At 44.6% G+C, this 23,484-nt stretch carries 20 protein-coding genes; 8 read left to right on the forward strand and 12 right to left on the reverse strand.

Going from position 1 to position 23,484, the window contains the following annotated elements; all coding sequences use genetic code 11:
* Nucleotides 1-30: 30 nt before the first annotated feature.
* The gene (locus PR795_RS07420; RefSeq protein WP_272516767.1) at nt 31-1,470 is read right to left on the reverse strand and encodes an FGGY family carbohydrate kinase; all 1,440 of its coding nucleotides are present in this window, start codon (nt 1,468-1,470) and stop codon (nt 31-33) included.
* 242 nt (nt 1,471-1,712) lie between these two features.
* Between PR795_RS07420 and PR795_RS07425 the strand changes: the two genes are divergently transcribed.
* The 4 genes from PR795_RS07425 to PR795_RS07440 all read left to right on the forward strand — a co-directional run bounded on the left by PR795_RS07425 (nt 1,713) and on the right by PR795_RS07440 (nt 5,619).
* On the forward strand, nt 1,713-3,113 hold the full coding sequence (locus tag PR795_RS07425) for an NAD(P)/FAD-dependent oxidoreductase (RefSeq protein WP_006661081.1): 1,401 nt from the start codon (nt 1,713-1,715) through the stop codon (nt 3,111-3,113).
* Nucleotides 3,110-4,339, forward strand: coding sequence for an NAD(P)/FAD-dependent oxidoreductase (locus PR795_RS07430; protein ID WP_036978644.1), 1,230 nt, complete (start codon nt 3,110-3,112; stop codon nt 4,337-4,339). The genes PR795_RS07425 and PR795_RS07430 overlap by 4 nt, the downstream gene beginning before the upstream one ends.
* A 35-nt stretch (nt 4,340-4,374) precedes the next feature.
* Entirely contained in the window at nt 4,375-5,151 is a 777-nt protein-coding gene (locus PR795_RS07435) for a DeoR/GlpR family DNA-binding transcription regulator (RefSeq protein WP_006661083.1), read from the forward strand.
* 114 nt (nt 5,152-5,265) lie between these two features.
* A complete protein-coding gene (locus PR795_RS07440; RefSeq protein ID WP_006659279.1) occupies nt 5,266-5,619 on the forward strand; it encodes a DUF1937 family protein in 354 nt (117 codons plus the stop codon).
* Between the two features lie 55 nt (nt 5,620-5,674).
* Here the strand turns inward: PR795_RS07440 and ybaL are convergent, their stop codons facing one another.
* Entirely contained in the window at nt 5,675-7,417 is a 1,743-nt protein-coding gene (gene ybaL, locus PR795_RS07445; protein ID WP_006661084.1) for a YbaL family putative K(+) efflux transporter, read from the reverse strand.
* Nucleotides 7,418-7,713: 296 nt separating this feature from the next.
* Nucleotides 7,714-8,928, reverse strand: coding sequence for an MFS transporter (locus PR795_RS07450; RefSeq protein WP_006661085.1), 1,215 nt, complete (start codon nt 8,926-8,928; stop codon nt 7,714-7,716).
* A 253-nt stretch (nt 8,929-9,181) separates the two neighbouring features.
* Here PR795_RS07450 and ushA point away from each other — a divergent pair, with 253 nt between their 5' ends.
* Complete coding sequence (ushA, locus tag PR795_RS07455) at nt 9,182-10,852, forward strand: bifunctional UDP-sugar hydrolase/5'-nucleotidase UshA (protein ID WP_181480155.1); 1,671 nt, start codon at nt 9,182-9,184, stop codon at nt 10,850-10,852.
* A 46-nt stretch (nt 10,853-10,898) separates the two neighbouring features.
* Here ushA and ybaK read toward each other — a convergent pair whose 3' ends face one another.
* From ybaK to copA, 4 genes are all read right to left on the reverse strand, one after another.
* The gene (gene ybaK, locus PR795_RS07460) at nt 10,899-11,378 is read right to left on the reverse strand and encodes a Cys-tRNA(Pro)/Cys-tRNA(Cys) deacylase YbaK (protein ID WP_039861884.1); all 480 of its coding nucleotides are present in this window, start codon (nt 11,376-11,378) and stop codon (nt 10,899-10,901) included.
* A 32-nt stretch (nt 11,379-11,410) separates the two neighbouring features.
* Nucleotides 11,411-12,217, reverse strand: coding sequence for a TraB/GumN family protein (locus PR795_RS07465; RefSeq protein ID WP_006659274.1), 807 nt, complete (start codon nt 12,215-12,217; stop codon nt 11,411-11,413).
* A 180-nt stretch (nt 12,218-12,397) separates the two neighbouring features.
* Nucleotides 12,398-12,970 carry an HdeD family acid-resistance protein gene (locus PR795_RS07470; protein ID WP_181480153.1) on the reverse strand — a complete coding sequence of 191 codons (573 nt, stop codon included), beginning with the start codon at nt 12,968-12,970 and terminating at the stop codon, nt 12,398-12,400.
* 144 nt (nt 12,971-13,114) lie between these two features.
* Entirely contained in the window at nt 13,115-15,853 is a 2,739-nt protein-coding gene (gene copA, locus PR795_RS07475) for a copper-exporting P-type ATPase CopA (RefSeq protein WP_181480152.1), read from the reverse strand.
* Nucleotides 15,854-15,970: 117 nt separating this feature from the next.
* Between copA and cueR the strand changes: the two genes are divergently transcribed.
* Nucleotides 15,971-16,381, forward strand: a complete 411-nt coding sequence (cueR, locus tag PR795_RS07480; RefSeq protein WP_006659271.1) for a Cu(I)-responsive transcriptional regulator — start codon at nt 15,971-15,973, stop codon at nt 16,379-16,381.
* Here cueR and PR795_RS07485 read toward each other — a convergent pair.
* The 5 genes from PR795_RS07485 to tesA form a co-directional block, all read right to left on the reverse strand.
* On the reverse strand, nt 16,335-16,814 hold the full coding sequence (locus PR795_RS07485; RefSeq protein ID WP_036975243.1) for an NfeD family protein: 480 nt from the start codon (nt 16,812-16,814) through the stop codon (nt 16,335-16,337). The genes cueR and PR795_RS07485 overlap by 47 nt on opposite strands.
* A complete protein-coding gene (locus PR795_RS07490) occupies nt 16,811-17,761 on the reverse strand; it encodes an SPFH domain-containing protein (RefSeq protein WP_006661090.1) in 951 nt (316 codons plus the stop codon). Before PR795_RS07490 ends, PR795_RS07485 begins: the two co-directional genes overlap by 4 nt.
* A 13-nt stretch (nt 17,762-17,774) precedes the next feature.
* Nucleotides 17,775-18,632 (reverse strand): co-chaperone YbbN, encoded by an 858-nt coding sequence (locus tag PR795_RS07495; RefSeq protein ID WP_006659268.1) that lies wholly within the window; start codon nt 18,630-18,632, stop codon nt 17,775-17,777.
* A gap of 63 nt (nt 18,633-18,695) precedes the next feature.
* Nucleotides 18,696-19,481, reverse strand: coding sequence for an SDR family oxidoreductase (locus PR795_RS07500; RefSeq protein WP_006661092.1), 786 nt, complete (start codon nt 19,479-19,481; stop codon nt 18,696-18,698).
* A 131-nt stretch (nt 19,482-19,612) separates the two neighbouring features.
* On the reverse strand, nt 19,613-20,248 hold the full coding sequence (tesA, locus tag PR795_RS07505; RefSeq protein ID WP_036968103.1) for a multifunctional acyl-CoA thioesterase I/protease I/lysophospholipase L1: 636 nt from the start codon (nt 20,246-20,248) through the stop codon (nt 19,613-19,615).
* Here tesA and ybbA point away from each other — a divergent pair.
* A complete protein-coding gene (gene ybbA, locus PR795_RS07510) occupies nt 20,216-20,902 on the forward strand; it encodes a putative ABC transporter ATP-binding protein YbbA (RefSeq protein WP_006659265.1) in 687 nt (228 codons plus the stop codon). The genes tesA and ybbA overlap by 33 nt on opposite strands.
* Nucleotides 20,899-23,346: a putative ABC transporter permease subunit YbbP gene (gene ybbP, locus PR795_RS07515; RefSeq protein WP_272516768.1), complete on the forward strand. Its 2,448-nt coding sequence runs from the start codon at nt 20,899-20,901 to the stop codon at nt 23,344-23,346. Before ybbA ends, ybbP begins: the two co-directional genes overlap by 4 nt.
* Nucleotides 23,347-23,484: the final 138 nt, after the last annotated feature.

Below are 23,484 nucleotides of genomic sequence, written 5' to 3' on the forward strand. Positions count from 1 at the left end.
GGGTTTCCTTTCTTTTTTATTGTTGGAAAATTAATTTCTTAGCTGGCGAGAACGGGCAATAATGTCGCGATACTGTTCCATTATGCCTTGCATGTTGGTACCATCAGGGCGTGTGACGCTGGTATTACGTCGTATCGCCATTTCATGACTTATTCCCAAACCTTTACGTGCAAGCAAGGCTGCCCCGAGAGCTGTGACTTCACGATTTGCTGGTGCTTCAATATTTTTTTGCAATAAATTAGCCAAAAACTGCTTAAAGTACTGATTTGACGATAACCCTCCATCGACTGAAATGGACTGACCTAATGGAGATATCTTCTCCATTGCGAAAATAACTTCGGCAGAACGCGCGGCAATTCCTTCTAAAACAGACTGCATCATGTCTTTCTTGTCGGTATCTAAAGACAGCCCAGCCCATAGACCGGCAGCGCTGCGATCCCAATAAGGACAACCTAGCCCTGAAAGTGCAGGAACAAACGCCAAACCGCGCTTAATGGCGGGTTCATCACGAAAATCAGCCAGCTCATCAAAATCCTCAAATAGACCGATTTTGCGTGCCCAATTGATTGCGGATGCAGCGTTATAGACGCCGCCATCTAAACCAAAAACAGGGGCTTCTCCTGGAAATTTCCAACATAAGGTTGGTAGTAATCCACTTTGGTGGGTTTGTGGAATATCGCTGCCCGTCAATGTCTGCAAAAAGGCACCTGTTCCAAAGGTAATTTTTGCATCCCCTTTTTGGCGGCAGCCATGCCCAAAGGTTCCGGCGAATTGATCGACAATAATGGCGGTCACTGGGGTGAGATGACCATCGAGATTAACGGCGCCAAAGTCACCGATGTTATCGCGTAGTGGCGGTAAACAGTGGATAGGGACACCAAAAATCTCACACAGTTGGGGATCCCACTCCAAAGTATGAATATTGAGCAGAGACGTACGTGATGCGGAGTTATAATCTGTCACGAAAACGTCGCATAAACGATCAAGGAAAAAAGCGTCCATGGTGCCGATACGTAGGCGATTTTTATCTGCAAGAGACTTAGCACCAACGACATTCTCCATGATCCATCCCATCTTACTGGCAGAAAAGTAAGGATCTAATGGCAAGCCAGATTTGGATTGTACAAGGGGCTCTAACCCCGCATTTTTAAGTTGCTGGATAGCTTTTTCAGTACGGAGATCTTGCCAAACAATTGCGTTATAGAGGGGGCGCTTCGTTTGAGCATCCCACGCAACAATACTTTCACCTTGGTGACAAATACCAATAGCATCAACGACTTCACAGCTATTCAGACATTTGATGATATTTACCAAGATCTCTTCTGGATCATGCTCAACCCAACCACTATTTAAGGTGATCTGTTTGTGCGGAATACTCATCGGGGAGTGATAATGACCGCCTTCTTCAAAGACGACGACCCGGGTTCCCGTTGTTCCCTGATCGATAGCGGCATAACGTTGATTGAGCATCTCTGAATTTCCCAGTGTTATAAATGTTGTAAATTGGTTTGTTTTTTTGCCTACTATCGTTCAAACGGAAATAAAATCCACAAAAAACTCACAGTAAGTTTCGTGAATGTGATAACTGTCACAATAAGATAACAATGTGAGAAGTTTTTGGTGTGTTGCTGTGATTTGTGTTGTTTTATTTGTTGAGGTTGTGGGAATTATGTGGTTTTATGTGTTCAAGTTTTATGTTAAGGATTTCAGCCATGAATGCTAATAATAAAAAAATGTGGGATGTCATTGTGATTGGCGGTGGTGTCATTGGCTGTGCAGTGACCCGAAAATTCACATTGATGGGAGCTAAAACGCTGCTATTAGAGCGTGGCGGCGATATTTTATCAGGGGCAAGTAAAGCAAATAGCGCGTTGTTACATACTGGTTTTGATGCCACACCAGGGACATTAGAATTGGAATGTATGCAAGATGGGTATCGGGAGTTCATTGATATTAGAGAAAAAATGAATTTACCGTTACTCAAAACAGGTGCGTTGGTTGTGGCTTGGAACGAAGAGCAGCTCAATAAGCTGCCGAGCATTGTAGACCAAGCACATACCAATAATGTCATGGATGTGGGAATGATAGATAAAGAAGAACTTTATCGTCGAGAGCCACATTTGGCGCAAGGCGCACTCGCCGCGGTTGAAGTTCCAGGGGAGTCCGTTATTGACCCATGGAGCACACCACTGGCGTATTTAACCCAAGCCGTGAAGCATGGCGCAGAATATCAATTTCACTGTGAAGTGACTTCCGGTGAGTTAAATGCGGGAATTTGGACATTATCCACATCAAAAGGTGAGTTTTCGGCCCGATTAGTGATTAACTGTGCTGGTATTAACGGCGATATTGTGGAATCTATTTGCCATCCTTCCCCGTTTGAAATTAAACCGCGTAAAGGTCAATTTTTGGTGTATGACAAAGCGGCGGCAGCGGATATCAATGCGATTATTCTGCCTGTACCGACAGCGATCACTAAAGGTGTTTTATTGTCGAAAACGATTTTCGGTAACTTATTGTTAGGTCCAACGGCAGAAGAACAACAAGACCGTTGGAAGGCTGAGGTGAAGCAGGACGTTCTACAAGATTTAATTGACCAAGGCTCCCGTATGTTGCCATCGTTACATAACTACAGTGTGACAGCGACCTATGCAGGCTTACGCCCTGCAACAGAAGAAAAATATTATCGTATTAATGATTATCCCGAAAAACAGTGGATTTGCGCGGGTGGAATTCGCTCAACAGGTTTAACCGCAGCACTGGGCGTTGCCAATCATTTAGGGAAACTGTATCAAGAGAATTTTGAAGCGTTATTTGAGCTATCTCCGCCAACAGACTTGATTTGGCCTAAAATGCCAATGCTTTCTGAATATGAAGAACGCGATTATCAATGCAAAAATAATGGCGGGATTGTGTGCCATTGTGAATTGGTCACTCAACGTGAAATTGAAGCGACGTTTGATTCTGATATTCCGCCTGAATGTTTAGGGGCTCTTCGTCGCCGAACTCGAGTCATGATGGGGCGTTGTAATGGTTTTTATTGTAGTAGTCAGGTTGCTGAAATTATTAATGGTCGCTTTGACAATACATTAGCGGTGGAGGCAGTGAAATGAGTGTAAATTACGATGTGATTATCATTGGCTCCGGTCCCGCAGGTATGGCGGCGGCACAAACGTTACGCCGCCGCGGTATTCATAATATCGCGATTTTAGAGCGAGAAGCCCATGCGGGGGGCGTTCCTCGTCATTGCCAGCATCCGACATTTGGCTTGCTCGCGTTTAAGCGCCCAATGAAAGGCAACCAGTTTGCTGAGCGAATTGTCAAAAATTTGGGCGATACCCCCATACTGACACGTAGCACGGTTACGCAATTACAACCGAATGGTGTCTTGACGGTGACAACACCGGATGGCGTTGTCGAAATGCGTGCTAAGCGTATTTTAATTGCGACGGGCGTTCGCGAAACACCACGCCATCCTCGATTGGTTTCTGGTTTGCGTCCCCAAGGTATTTTGACTGCTGGCGCATTACAGCAATTTGTCTATTTGAAAGGGCAAAAACCGTGTTTGAATCCCGTGATTGTTGGTAGTGAGTTAGTCAGCTTTTCCGCGTTATGGACATTAAAAAATGCAGGCGTAAAAGCCAAAGCGATGATTGAAAGTGGCGAACGAATTCTGGCGTTTAAACCCGCTTCACTGTTTGCCAAAGCCATGGGCACTCCAGTGTATCTGAAGAGTAAAATCACCGAAATTGGCGGTTTAGATCGAGTGGAGTATGTGATGGTAGAAACTGCAGGAGAAATTCGCAAAATTGTTTGTGACTCCGTGATTTTTACTGGCGGGTTTGTGGGGGAAAATACGTTAATTCGTAAGAGCCATTTGAATTTTGATGCCAGTACGGGGAAACCGGTGACAGACCAGCGTAGCCGCTGCTCTGATGCTAGTTATTATGCGGCAGGTAACATGCTACATCCGGCAGATATGGGGGATCAATGTTACCAAGAAGGCGTGATTACGGGCGGATATATTGCGGATGATTTATTAGCGAATCATCACCAAATGGGTGTATCTCAAGGAAAAAGATTACCAATCCAATTTGCTGAGCCGATTCGTTTTACCGTGCCTGCATGTATCGATATGTCCGAATGTATGACTGAAAAAGTGGATTTCAACATCAAAGTCAACACGGCGATAACCGGTACAATCCGAGTGATGGCAGGAAACACATTGCTGTACGAAAAACGCCATCGTTGCTTACCGACGCGTCGTATTTTGCTGAAAAATATCGATTTAACAAAAATCCAAGCGAGTGCTACTGAAATTACTGTCACTGTTGTATAGTGCTGGAAATGTTAAATGGTCAGAAGGATTAAACTATGTGTGAGGGACGCTCCTCAAAAGTACGACACCAAACCATTATTGAGATGTTATCAACTCAAGGTCAGGTGTATGTGCAGGAGCTTGCAACGCATTTTAATGTCGCGCAAGAAACTATCCGTCGTGATCTGAGTAAACTCGAAACTCAAAAATTATTAAAGAAAGTTCACGGTGGGGCTGTCAACATTCAGTCAAAATTTGAGCGTAATTTTACCGAACGAGCTCAAGCTGCTGTCGATGAAAAGAAAGCGATAGCAGCAAAAGCCGCAGAGTTAATTAAGCCTGGAGACACGCTGTTTATTGATTTTGGGACCACAACATTTGAGTTTAGCCAACGAATTAAATCGATAGATAACATTACCGTGATCACCAACTCACCATTGTTAGCGAGTACCTTACAGGAAAACCCTTCTATCGAAACAATTTTGATTGGTGGGCAATTTAATGCGGCGCAAAATGCCTGTTTAGGCGCAATCGCATTAAAAAATATTACTGAATTTTATGCAGACTATGCAGTTATCGGTGCAGGGGCTTTTCATCCTCAGCATGGTGTAATGGATCAACACGTTGATGAGGCAGCCATTGCGCAAAAAATGCGGGAAAACAGCGATAAGTTAATGGTGTTAGCTGATGGAACAAAAGCCCATAAACATGCGATTAACTTTGTGGCAGGGTGGGAAAATATTGATTACCTCATTACAACCAGCAAAGAGTTTAAATTAGCTGAAAATAAAAAACGCCCGAAAACCAAAATTATCATTGCAGATATTCTGTAAGCCATAAAAATCAAAGTATTACTCATTTAATTTATACCCTATGGAAAATAATTCATTTATTTTTCATAGGATTACTTTGCTTAAAATTCGTTACATACGACACTAGGAATTAAAATGAAACTCTATTTTATTGCGTGCCCATACTCTGATCCTGATAGTAATGTTGTGGAAATGCGTTTCCAAGCTTGTACCCAATATGCCGCGGAATTAGCGCTTAAAGGAATTGCAACTTATAGCCAAATTACCATGACTCATCCAATCAACCAGTACTTAGCTTCTCAAGGGCAAAAAGTGGCATGGTCAGAGATTGATATGGAGTTTTTAAAGCGCTGTGATGGTTTGATTGTTCTGACGCTAGCGGGATGGGAAAAAAGCGGTGGTGTTGCTGCAGAAATTCAATTCTTCAAAGATAAAGGCTTGCCCGTATGGACTGACAAGGAATTTGCAGAGCAGGTCGTGAATTCATAATGAAAAAGCCGTAACGATGAGTTACGGCTTTTTTTAGTGCTAATAGAATGTGGTCTTAGTGGCTCGGTTTTAGATATTCATCTAAATTTTTACCTTCACCATTATTGCCATCATTATCTTCTGGGATCGCACATCCGAACTCTGCCACATCATTGCACATTAATGTGGTGATGGATTTCGCAATCTCATGCTCACCAATAATAATATGGTCGGCTCCACGCTCTTTGATAAAGCTCACTTCATCATCATAGTGTGCACGAACTACCACGGTAAGAGCAGGGTTCAGCTCTTTCGCTGTCGCAACAATTTCACCGGCTTCATAACCGTTTGGAATGGTCAGTAACAGGGATTTTGCACATTCAATACGCGCCAGGCTTAGAATGTCTTTACTTGCACCATTGCCTAAGATTGCGCAGAAGCCATTTTCAGCGAGTTCTTCAAAGCGTGCGCGGGTATCTTCAATCACAACCAGAGGAATTTCACGGCGGCGTAGTTTATCTGCTAGCATTCCACCAACGCGACCATAGCCTACAATCACTGCGTGACCACAAATATCGACTGGAATTTGCGTTTCTTCTTCCAGTGTTTCCTCGAGAAGTTGCTCTTCGATGGTTTCGGTTTTTTCCAGATATTTATCCAGTAAGCTGAATAACACTGGGTTTAACATGATAGAGACAATCGCACCGGCTAACACTAAGTTTTGCGCGTCTTTATCCATGACACCGAGCGCGAGCCCCATGCCTGCCAGAATAAAGGCAAACTCACCAATTTGCGCTAAGCTGACCGAAATCGTTAATGCGGTACGCCGTGAGTGCCCAAACAGACGAACGAGCACCAGCGCCGCCGCCGATTTACCGATGATAATGATACCGAGAACAGCGAGGATACCTAACGGTTGCTCAAGGAGAACCACTGGATCGAATAGCATGCCGACGGAGACGAAGAACAGGACTGCAAAAGCATCTCGTAGTGGTAAAGTATCCTGAGCTGCACGATGGCTAAGCTCTGATTCATTCAGCACCATACCTGCGAAGAAGGCACCTAGCGCGAAGGAGGCGTCAAAAATCGCGACAGCAGCATAGGCGATACCTAATGCAAGTGCTAAAACAGCCAGCGTAAACAGTTCACGGGAGCCGGTGGATGCTGTGCGAGACAATATCCATGGGATAACTTTTCGCCCGATAACAATCATAATCACAATAAAGGCAACGACTTTACCTATCGTCCATCCAAGGCTCATCGCTAACTCGCCAAAACTGGCTTCATTGCTATCCATGATGCCTGCGGCTGCCGGTAAAAGTACTAAGGCGAGAACCATGGCTAAATCTTCAACGATCAGCCAGCCAATGGCGATTTGCCCACGTTGGCTTTCAATGAGTTGTCTCTCTTCGAGTGCGCGTAGTAAGACAACAGTACTTGCTGTTGAAAGACAGAGACCGAAGACAATACCTGTAAATACGCTCCATCCGAATAACATCGACAAGCCAAGACCTAACAACGTAGCAACGGCTATTTGTGCGATGGCTCCCGGAATAGCGATAGCTTTTACGGCTAATAAATCTTTTAGTGAGAAATGTAGACCAACACCAAACATCAAAAGAATGACCCCGATCTCAGCGAGTTCAGGGGCGAGGGTGGTGTCTGCAACAAAACCGGGGGTAAAAGGACCCGCTAATACACCTGCCGCAAGATAACCGACAAGTGGAGAAATTTTTAAGCGCTGTGCGAGCATGCCTAATAAATATGCAAGGGCGAGACCACCAACAATGGTTGTAATTAAGGGCGTTGAATGCTCCATTAAGTCTCCTCTGGTTTGTTTATGAATAAAAAGGTGGGTACATGCCTTTGGCTTTCAAAATGTTGATGACGTTAATCACCATTTTGAAATACAAATTGCCTGTTTTTTTATTTTAACGGTTTTGAACACAAATTTCTTTAAAAAAGTGTCAGGTTTCTAAAAAAAAATCGAGCTGATAGAGCTAAATCGTTACAAGATTTTTATTTTAGTGATTCTTATGCATATCTTTTGGTAAATAAGAGAGGGGATATCCATACTTATAAAAACATAAGTATGGATAAAATAAGATAATAAATCTATTTGTTGTTTATATTTGGTAACAATACGGTGAAAATGCCTAATAACGGCAAAAATGCACAGTATTGGTAAACTTGCTCAATGCTAGTCATATCCGCTATCTGGCCCAGCACAGCAGCCCCAACACCACCCATACCAAAGGCGAGTCCAAAGAATAGTCCTGAAACCATGCCAGTCTTACCAGGGATAAGTTCTTGGGCATAAACTAAAATGGCGGAGAACGCTGACGCTAAAATCAGTCCAATGATCACGGTTAAAACTCCCGTCCAGAACAAGGAAGCGTGAGGCAAAATCAATGTAAACGGGGCAACGCCAAGGATAGAAAACCAGATAACATACTTACGCCCGATTTTATCGCCAATCGGTCCACCAATCATGGTGCCTGCGGCAACTGCAAATAAAAACACAAACAAGTGAATTTGCGCATTTTGTACAGAAACACCAAACTTATCGATTAAATAGAACGTGTAGTAGCTGCTGATACTCGCTAAATAGAAATATTTTGAGAAAATTAGAATCAGCAAAATACTGAGAGACCCAATTACGATTTTGCGAGGAAGGACTTTTACGTCTCCCTGACTGACCGGTCTTTTCTTCGCGGCACGGTGCTGTTGTTTATACCAACTGCTGACTTGCAAGAGAATGATGATGGCAAGCAAGGCAGCGAATGAGAACCAACCAATATTGCCTTTACCGTAAGGTTCAATAATCAAAGCGGCAAGTAGCGGACCTAATGATGCACCAAGATTACCGCCCACTTGGAAGAAGGATTGGGCTAATCCATGGCGACCACCTGATGCCATTCTGGCAACCCGTGAGGATTCAGGGTGGAATACAGAGGAGCCCGTACCAACTAGCGCGGCAGCTATCAAAATGGTTGGGAAGGTTTCTGCCATTGCTAAGAGTAGCAACCCTGACAGCGTAAAGCTCATACCAATCGGTAAGGAATAGGGCTGAGGGTGTTTATCGGTGTAATAACCAATAATAGGCTGTAAAAGTGAGGCCGTGACTTGGTAGGTGAGGGTGATCATCCCAATCTGCGCGAAACTCAGAGAAAAGTCAGATTGTAGTAAGGGATAAATCGCCAATATCAGCGATTGAATCATGTCATTGAGTAAGTGGGAGACACTGATTGCCGTCAGAATGCTAAAGACGGTTTTTCCTGTTTTATTGGCGGGTTTACTTCCGCCACTCGCTGCTGTTTGCTCGCTCATCATCGTCACTTTAGTTTGTTGCGTAATTGTAACCAATATAACTAATATAGAAATTATTTAAATGGCAATATGAGTCGTGTTGTCAAATTGGCGAAAAATATTAGTCGATCAAGATCTCATTTCTTTGTAACAGCTTTCTGTTTGTGCATAGCCGCTCAGATCTTATAAGCATTTTTATGCTATAAGACTAACCTCATTAACACATAACAAACTACTTAATCGGTAGATATTTCTATACCAGCAGGGAGAATGTATGAAACTGACATTTAAGGCATCTGCATGCGCATTAACTGTCTCGTTAGCGCTGCTACCCGCAGCGATGGCAAATGCGTGGGAAAAAGATAAAACCTACAACATCACTATCTTGCATACCAACGATCACCATGGCCATTTTTGGCACAATGAAAAAGGTGAGTATGGCTTAGCGGCACAAAAAACCGTGGTAGACGAAATTCGTGATGAAGTTGCCAAGCAAGGTGGTAGTGTCTTGCTGCTCTCTGGTGGGGATATTAATACCGGTGTGCCAGAGTCTGATTTACAAGATGCAGAGCCTGACTTTAAAGGCATGAATTTAGTGGGTTACGATGCGATGGCGCTGGGTAACCATGAATTTGATAATCCGCTGGAAGTCTTAAAACAGCAAGAAAAATGGGCAACTTTCCCATTCTTATCTGCCAATATTTATCAAACCAGTACAGGAAAACGACTGTTTAAACCTTACCAAGTATTTGATAAGCAAGGTGTGAAAATTGCAGTGCTAGGTTTAACAACCGATGACACCGCAAAAATTGGTAATCCTGCGAACTTCCCTGATGTTGAGTTTCGTGTTCCTGCCGCTGAAGCTAAAAAGGTGGTAGAGGAATTACGTGTGACCGAGAAACCTGACATCATTATCGCGGCAACTCACATGGGACACTATGATGATGGCAACCACGGTTCTAACGCACCAGGGGATGTTGAAATGGCTCGTAGTTTACCTGCGGGTTATTTGGATATGATCGTGGGTGGTCACTCACAAGATCCTGTTTGTATGTCTCAAGAGAACAAAAATTACAAACAAGAAGATTACGTGCCAGGAACGCCATGTGCGCCAGATAACCAAAATGGGACATGGATTGTTCAAGCCCACGAATGGGGCAAATATGTTGGTCGTGCAGACTTCGAATTCAAAAACGGTAAATTCACGTTAAAACATTATCAGTTGATCCCGATTAACCTGAAGAAAAAAGTGAAGAAAGACGATGGCTCATCAGATTACGTCTACTACACTCAGGAAATTGCGCATAACCCTGAAATGACTAAATTGCTAACCCCTTATCAAGATAAAGGTGACCAGCAATTAGGCGTGAAGGTGGGTTCTGTCGAAGGCAAACTGATGGGTGACCGTAATAAAGTGCGCTTTGAGCAAACTAATATGGGGCACTTATTACTGGCCGCTCAAAAGGAACGAGCTGGTGCAGATTTTGCTATTATGAGTGGTGGCGGTGTACGTGATTCTATCGAAAGTGGTGATATCACGTATAAAGATGTCCTTAAAGTTCAGCCATTTGCCAATGAATTGGTGTATGTGGACTTTAAAGGTGAAGAAGTTCTACCGTACTTACAAGCCGTGGCAAACATGAAAACCGATTCAGGGGCTTATGGTCAATTCTATAATGTGAGCCTGACCCTGAATGCGGATGGTACAATCAGCGACGTGAAGATTGATGGCAAACCTATCGATAAGAACAAAACTTACCGTATGGCGACATTAAACTTCAACGCTATTGGTGGCGATGGTTACCCTGCTATCGATAACCATCCAAATTACGTCAATACGGGCTTTGTGGATGCGGAAGTACTCAAAGGCTATATTGAGAAACATTCTCCATTGAAAGCCGCTGATTATGAGCCAAAAGGCGAGATTGTTTATAAAAATAAATAATCGTTCATCGGTATGAAAAAGCCCCTCGATAGGGGCTTTTTATTGTTCACGATTCTTTTTTAATATCCGCAAAGTTGGCATTTAGTACACTTGCCAAATCGTTCGGAGAGAGCTCTAAATCCAAACCGCGTTTACCGCCAGAAATAAACATCGTCGCAAATTCTTTAGCTTGACTATCAATGACGGTTGGAAGGCGCTTTTTCTGCCCCAGTGGACTAATTCCGCCTAATAAATATCCCGTGGTTTTTTGGGCAATTTGTGGATCCGCCATTTCGACTTTCTTCACGTTAAACACTTTTGCGACGGATTTGAGATCCAACTGACCAGATACTGGTGTGACAGCTACGGCTAACGTTTTTTGATCGCCATTGAGTGCCACTAATAAGGTTTTGAAGACTTGCTTGGCATCTAAGCCTAATTTTTGCACAGCTTCATCACCAAAATTACTCTCATTTGGGTCGTGATCATAAGGGTGTAGCGTGAATTTAATTTTTTGTTTTTCCAGTAATTTTACTGCCGGAGTCATAATTATTCCTTTTTTTTTAATGACTGGATTTATCAAATATCGTTTCGTAAATAATCAATTAAGCTCTGTTCCCCAAACAAATGCAGTGCCCCTACAGCGACTACATAATTACCCGCAGGCAAGGTTTTCAGTTTGCTCGCCCATTCTTGATTACGTTGGGTCATCAGCACATTATAGACCCCTTCACTGAAGGTATTGGGTAATGTAACGCAATTTTCAGGCTGAAAATCTAACCACCAGCTGATCATTGTTTGCAGTGAACGCGCATTCGATCGCCAATGAATCAGGGTGTCTTGTAATAATGGCAAACCATTATTTGGCAAATTGAGAAGCAATTGAACTTGGGAATCTACGCCTTCTAGCTCGATAATGGGTTTATGTTGAGATTGGGCGTTATGAATCAATTGGTAATCAATGCCGTAATGACCTCGTAAACCCAGCATTTGTGCTTGGGTGGCTTGCATTGTCAGTGCGACTTGCCATGAAGGAAGAGGGTCAAATTGTGTTGGGGATTGACGAATTTCTTGGCAATACTGCAAAAAGAGCGCGAATTCAGTCTCAGTTAGCCGTTGTGAAATAGGCGAAAGCAGCTCAGTAGATGTTGGGAATGGTGAGTTTGCTTGGGTAATATCCGCTTCAACAATCAGCCCATTAGCACGATTGATTTTATCTAATAAGAGCGCTGACAAGGGAAACATATTTTCTGTTCCCATATGGATACTGCCAACAATGTGCAGCTTTATATTATTAGGTAAGCGAACATCAACCGCAGGGTAAGGATAATTCGGAGCCACTCCCCGATGTAGCCAACTTTTTAAGTTTTCGAGTAGTTTTCCCATTGTTTATTTATCCTTATTCAGCGACTGAAAGGAACAGAGTAAACAATCTTGGGGGAATTTGCGAATCACACCGCACAATATCATCGCCGTGAAGTATCACCGTATAATAGATTTGAATCTAAAAAATAGCGCCTATTGAGAAGGCGCTATTTTTCATTACGAGTAGGTTAATTACAGGGTTTAATCTTTCCGTTTTAATAAACTTAATAGAGAGAATAAGCCAAACGCACTGAAAATTAATTCGATACCGATTAATGCAGTTAATAGTGCAATTGAGGTAATCGGACCATTGCCAATTAATAAGTAAGCAATAAACAAGTCCAGTATCCCAATAATAATCTGCACCCAGCCAGCCGCAGATTTAATTTGCTGGATACCTGCATACAAACGGATGACTCCACCGATAATAAATAAGGCGGCAATCACCATCGCCATGGCGATCAAGCCTTGCAAAGGCTCTTTGATAAACGCATAACCGACGATGCAGTAAATAATCCCGATGACAAATCCAAAAAGACGGGACCAGCCAGTGTAGATAGTGGTGCTTAGGATACTCACAATAGCACCAACGCCACTTAAGATTAATAACACGCCCACGATGGCACTGACGACAATACCAGAGGCAACCGGATTAGCTAAACAGGCGATACCCCCTAGCAACAATAAGACGGCAAGAACCGCCAGAATATTACGTTGCTTTTTCATATCACCACTGGCTAAGTTGGTGAGTTTTTCGCGATTAATATTTAACATGGAACCCTCAAACAGTGAAAATAATGAAAATCACTTAATTATAGAACAGGAATGGTTAAGTGACTGAGGTATTTGGGCGATTTGTTGCGTTAAGTCAAATAGAAGGGAAAGCCACCGTGATGATATCACGGTGGCTTAGTTTGGCTATTTCTCAGGTTTAAAGCGTAATAAACGGTTGGCATTGCTGACGACAGTGATAGACGAGAGCGCCATGGCGGCTCCTGCTACAACGGGGTTCAGTAATGTTCCGGTAAGAGGGTATAAAATCCCTGCGGCAATCGGAATGCCTAACGAGTTATACACGAAGGCACCAAACAAGTTTTGTTTCATATTACGCAGAGTCCCCTTAGAGATGGACACCGCATCCGCGACACCATGTAGGCTTTGGCGCATTAACGTAATAGAGGCAGTTTCAATGGCAATATCACTGCCACCCCCCATCGCGATACCGACGTCAGCGCGAGCCAAGGCAGGAGCATCATTAATGCCGTCACCGACCATCGCCACTTTATGCCCTTTGGATTGTAACGCTTCAATTGCTGCGGATTTACCATCTGGCATCACGCCTGCAATAACTTCATCAATACCCGCCTCTTTCGCGATAGCCTTGGCGGTAACAGGGTTGTCCCCAGTTAACATTACTAAGCGGAAGCCTTGTTTATGCAGACGAGCAAGGGCGCTAACACTGTCTTCACGTAACGGATCTCGGATAGACAACAGCGCTGCGATTTTACCATCAACAGCCAGTAATACCGGTGTAACCCCAAGGGAGGCTTGCTGGTGGAGTGTTTCATCGATTTCACGGGTATCAACCTGATTTTCAGCTAACAGTTTTTGATTACCTAATAACACCGTTTTACCGTCAACAACCGCGGTTACACCTAATCCCGCTATGGTTCTAAATTGTTGATTGGCAATCATGTCCAAGCCTTTGGCACGATTAACAATTGCACGAGCCAATGGGTGATTAGAGCCACTTTCAAGAGAAGCGGCAAATTGCAACGCTTGTGACTCGTCAAAGTCGTTGAATACGTGAATATCGGTGACTTGTGGCATGCCTTCGGTCAGCGTGCCCGTCTTATCAAAAACGATGGTGTCTAGTTCGCTAGCTTGTTGTAAAGCATCTGCGTCACGGACTAATACCCCAAACTCGGCAGCGCGACCCACCCCTGAAATAATCGACATCGGAGTGGCAAGACCAAGCGCACACGGACAGGCGATAATCAGTACCGTGGTGGTAATGACCAGCGCATAGGTAATTTGCGGCGCAGGCCCCACAAAATACCAAATCGCCCCTGAAATAACGGCAATAGCAACCACTACTGGCACAAATATGGCAGAAATTCGATCCGCTAATTGACCTATTTGTGGCTTACTGCTTTGCGCTTGGCGAACAAGATGGATAATACGCGCTAAGGTGGTTTGGCTGCCGACAGCCGCGGCACGGAATAACACGGTTCCATCTTGCACGACTGTTCCAGCATGCACGGCATCCCCGCGGCTTTTTTGCTGAGGGATCGGCTCACCGGTGAGCATTGCTTCATCTAGCCACACTTCGCCTTCAATGATTTCGCCATCGACGGGGACACGGTCACCTGTGGTTAAGCGTAAAATCATACCTTGTTTTACTTCTGCAAGGGGCATATCGACTTCCCCTTGATCAGTGACAACACGGGCGGTCGGCGGCGTCAAATCTAATAAGCGTTCCAGTGCTTTAGATGAGCGTTGGCGTGCGCGCTGCTCTAGGGCATGACCGAGGTTAATCAAACCGATGATCATGGCGCTGGCTTCGTAATAAAGGTGACGAGCTTGTTCAGGGAAGAGCTCAGGCCAAATATTGACGACGATAGAGTAAAGCCAAGCTGCACCAGTTCCTAACGCGACCAACGTATCCATGGTGGCGCTACCATTTTTGAGACTTTGCCATGCGCTACGATAAAAATGCCCACCCGCAAAAATCATGACCAGTAGCGTTAACACCCCAATGGTTAGCCAGATATTATGGTTATCTGCGCTTAACATCATATTGTCGCCCAGCATGCCCCAAATCATCACGGGGATACCGAGCGCGAGCGCAAGGGCGGATTGCCAACGGAAGCGACGCATATTGGCTTGAGCAACTTCTTGTTGGCGTTCACGGCGTTTGGCTTCATCTTGGATGATTTCAGCGCCATAACCTGCTTTCACGACAGCTTCAACGAGGTCATCAGGTTTTGCTGTTCCCGTGACCAACGCACTGCGCTCAGCTAAGTTTACTCGAGCATTTTCAACGCCAGGCACGCTATTGAGTGCTTTTTGTACTTTATTGACGCAACTCGCGCAGGTCATGCCATCCAGTAATAATTGGATACTGTCATCGGTAACTGCAATCTCCGGCTGCTCGCCTACATCAGATTCTTGTGCCGGAATATCGCAAATTGCCGCTGAACCCGTTTCCGGCTGTTCAATTGATGTTTTCAGCGGCTCAGTTTTTGGGGAGCTAATACCTGATTGAGCAAGTTCAGCCTTGAACCCAGCAGCGTCTACCGCTGCAATTAAATCTGCGGCTGAGGCTGTGCCATAAACCTTGGCTTGTTGAGTATCGACGACAGCCGCGGCAACGCCTTCAACTGCTTCTAGTGCTTGCTGCGTTTTTCCTGCACATTTCATGCAGTTTAAACCTGATAGTGCGAGCTCAACATTTGCTGTGGTCGCTTCAGCGGCTTCATAGCCCGCATCCTCAATCGTTTTAATCAGTGACTCAGGGCTTGCGTTACTTTCAATAATGGCGTAGTCGATGGTGACGTTGACTGACTCAACATCAGAGCGCGCTTGCAGCGCTTTTGTCACGGAACCGACACAGTGCATGCAGCTCAGACCTTGCAAGGATAATATTATTTTCATTTTTGATTCTCCGAGCCCTTTCATAATGCAGGGCTATAATTTGTACACAAAATCAGTCTATAATCCGCTATGTAGTTAAGGTTAAACCTTCCCTCAAGGGTAAGGTCAAGGGGAATTATGAATATTAGTGAAATTGCCAAAAAAACCGGTCTGACAGCTAAAGCAATTCGCTTTTATGAAGACAAAGGGCTGATCACCCCACCGGAACGTGGTGACAATAGTTACCGATATTATCAAGATAGACATCTTGATGAACTGATGCTGCTGAAACAAGCGAAAGATGTGGGATTTACGCTGGAAGAATGTGGCGAATTGCTGGGACTATTTCGTAACCCAAGCCGTCACAGCGCAGATGTGAAAAGTGCGACAATCGCGAAGATTGATGAAATTCAACAGACGATTTTAAAACTGTCCGCCATCCGCGATACGTTACAAGAATTAGTAGATGTCTGCCCCGGAGATGATGGAGCAGACTGCCCAATTATTGACCATCTGGCGCGTGGCTGTTGTCACCATAGTAAGGCTTAACTTTTAAGGTGATTCCATCCACCGCGGTCACTTCCACTTCGGCTTCTGCTTTTAAGGGGGTTTCGCTGTAAACTCGCCAGCTACCATCAGCTAAGCGAACACGGCTGAATCCCTCTTCAGTATCAGTAAGTAAGCGCGCTTTAACGCCAATTAGCTGGTGGCTGATTTGGTTGACATCATCGGCGCTGCTGGCTTTGCGGTGGCTAAGCCATTTTCGCCATAAAATGGCAGAAATGACCGTGAACACTGCAAATAAGATACCTTGCCACTCCCAACCGAGAAATGGCAATAGGAAAGTAAGTATCCCAACCGTCACAGCGGCAATACCTGACCAGAGTAGATAGCCGCCTGTGCCAAGGAGCTCACCAATCAGCAGTAACCCGCCTAAACATAGCCAAAACCATGTGGGATGTGTGCTGATAAGTTCTATCATTCTTTAGCCTGCTTTTGGGTTGCACCGACTTTTTTACTTTCGCCGATGAGCTCGGTGATCCCGCCAATCGCGCCCATTAAGTTGCTGGCTTCTAATGGCATCATGATCACTTTGCTGTTTTCCGCTGAACCAATGCTTGTCAGGGCATCCGTGTATTTTTGCGCAACGAAGTAGTTAATGGCTTGCATATTACCGGCTGCAATGGCGTCAGAAACCATTTGAGTCGCTTTGGCTTCTGCTTCTGCGGCTCTTTCACGAGCTTCGGCTTGTAAGAACGCAGACTGACGATCCCCTTCAGCACGTAGAATTTGTGACTGTTTTTCACCTTCAGCTTTTAAGATAGCGGCTTGGCGGATACCTTCTGCTTCTAAAATATCCGCACGTTTGGTTCGTTCCGCTTTCATTTGCGCGTTCATCGCGCTGATTAGCTCTTTTGGCGGTCTCACATCACGGATTTCAATACGGGTGATTTTCACCCCCCATGGGTTCGTAGCTTCATCGACCACATGTAATAGACGACTGTTAATCGAATCACGCTGAGATAGCATTTCATCGAGCTCCATTGAACCCAATACAGTACGGATATTCGTCATGGTGAGGTTGAGCACGGATAACTCAAGGTTGCTTACCTCATACGCAGCGCGCACCGGGTCAACCACCTGAATAAAGCAAACGGCATCAATAGTAACGTTGGCGTTATCTCGGGAAATAACTTCTTGGGATGGAATATCAAGGACTTGTTCCATCATATTGATACGACGACCAATTTTGTCCATAAATGGCACAATGATATGTAAACCTGGCTGTAAAGTACGGGTATAGCGACCAAAACGTTCAACGGTCCATTGGAAGCCTTGCGGTACTGTTTTTACGCAGGTTGTAACAATAACAATGGCAATAGCGACAAAGATAATAATCGGTATAGCACCAGACGCGAACAAATCCATAGGTAATCCTTAACTAGTAAAGTAATGAATAAACTTGGCGGCGGAACTTGCTCGCAAGTGCATCACCGGTTCCCATTGCTGACATGATATCCATCATGGTTTTTCTTACTGAGCCCTCACCAGCGTTTAAATCTTTACGTAAAAATGTCAGTAACATCTCTAGCGCTTCTTCGTTGCGATTAACTTCGTGAAGTTTTAATGCCAGTTGAACGGCTAATGTCGTATTTTCTGGATCTTGATTGAACTCTTGGATTAATTGCTGAATTTCTGGGGTATCAGCCGCTTTTTTCGCTAATTCGATTTGAGCGACCAACCCTTGATAACGGCTGTCTTTATCTTGCATTGGTACCGTCGCTAATAAAGCTTCAGCATCATCAATTAAATGTAGACCAATTTGTACTTCTGCTAACAACAGGGTGATATCGCTATTTTTTGGGGCGAGTTGATTAGCTTCTTTCAATAACGGTAGAGCGTCTTGAAGTTTACCTTCCGCGACTAATTCCGCGGCTTGCGCGGCTTTTAACTCTTCAGGGCTAGGTAATACACGAGACAGCATTTGCAGGACCACATCTTCAGGTTGTGGACCTTCGAAACCATCAACCGGGCGACCATTTTGTAAGATATAGACCGTCGGAACGCCTTTTAAGCCAAACTGGCTGGCGATCATTTGTTCTTCATCACAATTGACTTTAGCGAGGATAAACAGACCCGCATAGTCTTGGGCGATACGCTCTAACATTCCCGTAAATTCTAGACTTTGCGGGCTACGTGGTGACCAGAAATAGAACATGACTGGCATGCTCATGGATTGTTCAATAGTTTGATGTAGGTTGGTTTCGTTAATATCAATAATTTGTGCGTTAGCTAGCATAAACAGTCTCTTTAAAATTCGTTATTAATCATGTCAATGAAATGGGGGCTTAATTCTGTTTTTTCAATCTTTCTTGCCCTGACCCGCGAGAACTTTATCCATCAGTTTATCGGGTAATATACGTTTTAGTATACGCACAAAAACGGTTAATAATGTGACAGAGTAGCGTACACGGGGATGTGGGCTCTCTAAGGCTAAAATCAGTTTCTTGACGACATCTTCAGGATATAGCGTGAATTTCGCTGCAATACCTGGGTTTTGAACGGGTTTATCTTGTTGAGTTTGTGCTACATTTTGGGTAAATGCACTGTGGATTGGACCTGGTTCAATTAAGCTGACATGTATACCCGAGCCCTTTAATTCTAAACGCAAGGCATCTGACCAAGCTTCTAATGCATACTTGCTGGCGGCATAAGCTCCTCGACCCGGTGTGGAAATAATGCCCATTACAGAGCTAGTTTGCACAATACGCCCCTCATGGTGCGGCAGCATGGCGGGAAGCAGAAGAAAGGTCAATTGGTGAACGCCGAAAAAATTACTGGAGAATTGAGATTCCAGTTGCTGGCGGCTTACGGTATGCAATGGACCGTATACCCCGAAGCCTGCGTTATTGAATAATCCGAAAAGTTTTCCATTGCAGAGCGCTAAAATTTGCTCAGCGGCAGCTTCGACGCTCGTTGGATCGTCTAAGTCGAGGGATACAGTTTCGAAGCCAATGCCTTGTAATCGTTCAATATCAGCCTGTTTTCTACAGGTGGCAATGACGCGATAACCGCGCAATTTTAATGTCTGTGCCGCGCACAAACCAATGCCACTTGACGCCCCTGTCACTAATACCGTTTTTTGCATAACTTTACCTACTATGGGCTGAATTTTCGCTATCATATTGGTTCATTATGATTTATTTAGAACGATTCGGAAATTCAATTAATAGAATTTCCGCTGTTCTTTAACGGATAACGTTTGTTTTACAAACAAATTCATTTTACAAACAAATAGGGTGCTAGTTGTTTTTCCATAAAATCTGCAATAGTAGGTTGAGCTTGTTCTGTCGGGTGAATGCCATCAGGCTGGATCCATTCCGGTTTGGTGATCACACTTTCCATAAAGAATGGGATCAGCGGAAGCTGGTTTTTTTCAGCCAGGGAAGGGTACACTTTTTCAAAGCTCGATGTGTAACGTTTACCGTAGTTTGGTGGGATTCGAATTTGCATTAAGAGCGGTTTAGCACCATTTTGCTCTATTTGGTCAATAATCTGTTGTAATGTAATGGCTAATTGTTCAACAGATAGCCCTTGTAAGCCATCATTAGCCCCAAGCTCAATCAGCACCCAATCGGGTTTGTGCTGTGCCAGCAGTGTGGGGAGACGCTCTAAACCCTGAGAGGCAGTGTTACCACTAATGCTGCCATTGACCACTAAAATCGGTGGCGACTGTTTTTGCCAACGTTCGGCAAGCAATGTTGCCCACGCTTGCTCGGCAGGTATTCGATAGCCCGCACTAAGGCTATCACCGAGAATTAATAGTTTCGTTGCTGCGAGTGTTTGACCACTTGCAGTGACTAATAGGAGAAAAACCAATATATGTCGGCGCAAAATATTCTTGAAGTTCATCATCTCATTAAACGTGTTGGTCAAGGTGAACATGAACTGACTATATTGCAAGGAGTCGAGCTAATTGTCGAGTCTGGTCAGACAATTGCTTTAATTGGCGAGTCTGGATCAGGGAAATCCACATTGTTAGGCATTATTGCTGGGCTGGATGATGGTACTAGCGGAACCGTAAAACTGCTGGACCAAGATCTCACCACCATGGATGAAGAGGCGCGCGCACGGCTACGAGCACAGAGTGTCGGTTTTGTTTTTCAATCTTTCATGTTAATTCCAACGTTGAATGCACTTGAAAATGTGCAACTCCCTTCTTTGCTACGAGGCGAATCTGAAACAAAAAGCCATCAACAAGCGGTCAGTTTGCTCACGGATTTGGGGTTAGGAAATCGTTTAAAACATATGCCTGCTCAGCTGTCGGGTGGAGAACAGCAGCGTGTAGCTTTAGCGCGGGCATTTAATGGGCAACCTCAAATTTTGTTTGCTGATGAGCCGACGGGAAATCTTGACCGCCATACGGGAGATAAGATTGCCGATTTATTATTTGCGATGAATAAAGAACATGGGACGACACTGATTTTAGTCACCCATGACAATCAATTAGCCGCTCGTTGCCAGCGACGATTACGGTTAGTTGATGGGCTATTGAGGGAAGAGTCATGATTTGGCGCTGGTTTTGGCGCGAATGGAAAACGCCATCATTGTTGATTGTTTGGTTAGCACTCACGTTAGCGGTAGCTTGCGTACTGGCATTAGGGCGGATCAGTGATCGTATAGAAAACAGTATGAGTTACCAAAGCCAAGAGTTACTGGCAGGTGATTTGGTACTGCGTTCCTCCCATCCAAGCGACCCTGAATGGTTAGCGGCGGCGCAACAGGCTGGGCTCACATTGAGCCAACAAATTTCGTTTTCAACCATGGCGTATTCGACTGAGGATGAAGAAGGGCGACCTCAGTTGGTGTTAGTAAAAGCAGCGGATTCGAGTTATCCGTTATACGGTGACTTGGTCACCGAGCCTGCGGGTCTGAAACCCACCAAAGGGCATATTTTAGTTGCACCGCGCTTATTGGAATCACTCAATTTAAAGGTCGGTGAACAGATTGATATTGGCGATGGGACGTTGACCATTTCAGGCACATTAGTTCAGGAGCCGGATAGCGGTTTTAACCCTTTTCAAATTGCGCCAAGAGTGCTGATTTCGATTGAGGATGCGCCATCAACGGGGGCGATTCAAATCGGTAGCCGCTTAACTTATCGAGATATGTTTGCAGGCTCACGTCAAGCGATAGACACTTTCAAACAGAAATATGATACTCAGCTCAGGAGCGATCAGCGCTGGTATACCTTGGATGATGATAGTGGTGCGGTGGGGAAAACCTTTAAGCGAGCTCAGCAATTTTTACTGTTATCGGTGTTGTTAACATTATTACTGGCGATTGCCGCCGTTGTGGTGTCAATGACCCATTATTGCCGAAGCCGCCATCAATTGATCGCGGTTTTAAAAACGCTGGGCGCAGGGCGCAATGCACTGCGTAAGTGGATCATCGGTCAATGGTTAGTGATATTGATCGCGGCGGCATTACTCGGTTCCTTGCTAGGACTCGCGTTTGAAGGGATCTTAATGCAAATTTTGTCGGCAATGTTACCAAAAGCCTTGCCGAGCGCGAGTTTCTGGCCATGGATCTGGTCGATAGCAACGTTGTTTATCATCGCGATCATTGTCGGGATTCGACCTTACTACCAATTGATGGGCACTCAGCCTTCTCGTGTCTTACGTGAAGATGCCAAATCACCAATTTGGCCGCTATATTATTATCTGCCGGTAGTGACACTAATTGTCGTCGGAGGATTATTCCTGTTTGCAGGAGTAAATCCATTATTATGGTCAATTTTGCTGGGTATTGTTGTGGTTGCGGTATTGCTAGCACTGATTGGCTGGCTGGGATTATGGCTATTGAGGAAAATACAATTTCGTCAGCTAAGTCTACGTTTGTCCGTGAGTCGTTTACTGCGTCAACCACTGCAAACCATCACGCAAATGAGCGCATTTTCATTATCGTTTATGTTGCTGGCACTATTGATCTTGGTTCGTGGGGATCTATTGGATCGCTGGCAGCAGCAACTTCCGGCGGATAGTCCAAATTATTTCCTGATCAATATGACTCAGTCTCAGCTTGATCCGGTGACACAGTTATTAAAACAGTATCAAGTAACACCGACCGAATTTAATCCGGTGGTATTAGCTCGCTTGTCTGAAATTAATGACCAATCTGCGATTGAATGGGCAGATACTCGTGATCCTAATAATAATACGGTAAGACGGGAGTTAAGCTTAACCTGGCAGTCAACATTACCACCTGCCAATGAATTGGAACAAGGGAGCTGGCCACCTAAAGCAGGTGAGGTATCTATCGAGCAAACGGTGGTGAAGGAGTTAGGATTAAAAATCGGTGATAAGCTGACTTTCAATGCAGGTTCGCAGATTTTTACTGCCAAAGTGAGCAGTATCCGTAAAGTTGATTGGGAAAGTCTACGCCCGAATTTCTATTTTATTTTTGCGGAAGAAACGTTATCACCGATGCCGGAAACCTGGCTGAGTAGCTTCCATTATGATGGCGATGGGCAGTTATTAACTCAGCTGAGTCATCAATATCCAACGATTAATGTGTTAGATACCGGTGCGATTATCACGCAAATTCAGCAGATTTTGCAGCAAGTGAGCCAAGCGTTGGAAGTGATGGTTGTTCTGGTCATTTTCTGTGGTTTATTGCTGTTATTGGCGCAAATTCAAGTGGGGATGAGCCAGCGTGAGCGAGAATTGGTGGTATATCGGACTCTGGGGGCGAGCAAAAAACTGATGAGCCGTACTTTATGGAGCGAATTTGCTTTGCTGGGGGGAATGGCTGGGCTCGCCGCTGCATTTGGTGCTGAAGTCGCGCTATGGTTATTGCAAACTAAAGTGTTTGATTTTCCATGGCAACCAGAATGGCGGTTGTGGGTATTGCTACCTCTTTGCGCAGGGTTCTTATTATCCGTATGCGGTGGCTGGTTAGGGCTGCGATTATTGGGTACTGGTAGCCAACATCGCCGTTTGTCTAATAGTTGATAATACGGCTCCGTTGTTTAATGGGCATCTCATGATGGATGCCCATTAAACTAACTGTCTCTAATCCTTCACAAAACCGTCATTCGCCATGGTTATTATTCAGCTATCAATTATTGATGGCATGAAAAATAGGAAAAT

This window comes from Providencia sp. PROV209 (genome assembly GCF_028479485.1).
GTDB lineage: Bacteria > Pseudomonadota > Gammaproteobacteria > Enterobacterales > Enterobacteriaceae > Providencia > Providencia alcalifaciens.

Excerpts from the sequence above, each read along its gene's own strand:
- PR795_RS07435 (WP_006661083.1), top strand. The coding sequence starts at position 4,375 with ATGTGTGAGGGACGCTCCTCAAAAGTACGACACCAAACCATTATTGAG.
- PR795_RS07470 (WP_181480153.1), bottom strand. The coding sequence starts at position 12,970 with ATGTTAAATATTAATCGCGAAAAACTCACCAACTTAGCCAGTGGTGAT.
- tesA (WP_036968103.1), bottom strand. The coding sequence starts at position 20,248 with ATGATGAACTTCAAGAATATTTTGCGCCGACATATATTGGTTTTTCTC.
- PR795_RS07465 (WP_006659274.1), bottom strand. The coding sequence starts at position 12,217 with ATGGGAAAACTACTCGAAAACTTAAAAAGTTGGCTACATCGGGGAGTG.
- PR795_RS07430 (WP_036978644.1), top strand. The coding sequence starts at position 3,110 with ATGAGTGTAAATTACGATGTGATTATCATTGGCTCCGGTCCCGCAGGT.
- PR795_RS07500 (WP_006661092.1), bottom strand. The coding sequence starts at position 19,481 with ATGCAAAAAACGGTATTAGTGACAGGGGCGTCAAGTGGCATTGGTTTG.
- ushA (WP_181480155.1), top strand. The coding sequence starts at position 9,182 with ATGAAACTGACATTTAAGGCATCTGCATGCGCATTAACTGTCTCGTTA.
- ybbP (WP_272516768.1), top strand. The coding sequence starts at position 20,899 with ATGATTTGGCGCTGGTTTTGGCGCGAATGGAAAACGCCATCATTGTTG.
- ybaK (WP_039861884.1), bottom strand. The coding sequence starts at position 11,378 with ATGACTCCGGCAGTAAAATTACTGGAAAAACAAAAAATTAAATTCACG.
- PR795_RS07490 (WP_006661090.1), bottom strand. The coding sequence starts at position 17,761 with ATGGATTTGTTCGCGTCTGGTGCTATACCGATTATTATCTTTGTCGCT.
- ybaL (WP_006661084.1), bottom strand. The coding sequence starts at position 7,417 with ATGGAGCATTCAACGCCCTTAATTACAACCATTGTTGGTGGTCTCGCC.
- copA (WP_181480152.1), bottom strand. The coding sequence starts at position 15,853 with ATGAAAATAATATTATCCTTGCAAGGTCTGAGCTGCATGCACTGTGTC.
- PR795_RS07420 (WP_272516767.1), bottom strand. The coding sequence starts at position 1,470 with ATGCTCAATCAACGTTATGCCGCTATCGATCAGGGAACAACGGGAACC.
- cueR (WP_006659271.1), top strand. The coding sequence starts at position 15,971 with ATGAATATTAGTGAAATTGCCAAAAAAACCGGTCTGACAGCTAAAGCA.
- PR795_RS07495 (WP_006659268.1), bottom strand. The coding sequence starts at position 18,632 with ATGCTAGCTAACGCACAAATTATTGATATTAACGAAACCAACCTACAT.
- PR795_RS07425 (WP_006661081.1), top strand. The coding sequence starts at position 1,713 with ATGAATGCTAATAATAAAAAAATGTGGGATGTCATTGTGATTGGCGGT.
- ybbA (WP_006659265.1), top strand. The coding sequence starts at position 20,216 with ATGTCGGCGCAAAATATTCTTGAAGTTCATCATCTCATTAAACGTGTT.
- PR795_RS07485 (WP_036975243.1), bottom strand. The coding sequence starts at position 16,814 with ATGATAGAACTTATCAGCACACATCCCACATGGTTTTGGCTATGTTTA.
- PR795_RS07440 (WP_006659279.1), top strand. The coding sequence starts at position 5,266 with ATGAAACTCTATTTTATTGCGTGCCCATACTCTGATCCTGATAGTAAT.
- PR795_RS07450 (WP_006661085.1), bottom strand. The coding sequence starts at position 8,928 with ATGAGCGAGCAAACAGCAGCGAGTGGCGGAAGTAAACCCGCCAATAAA.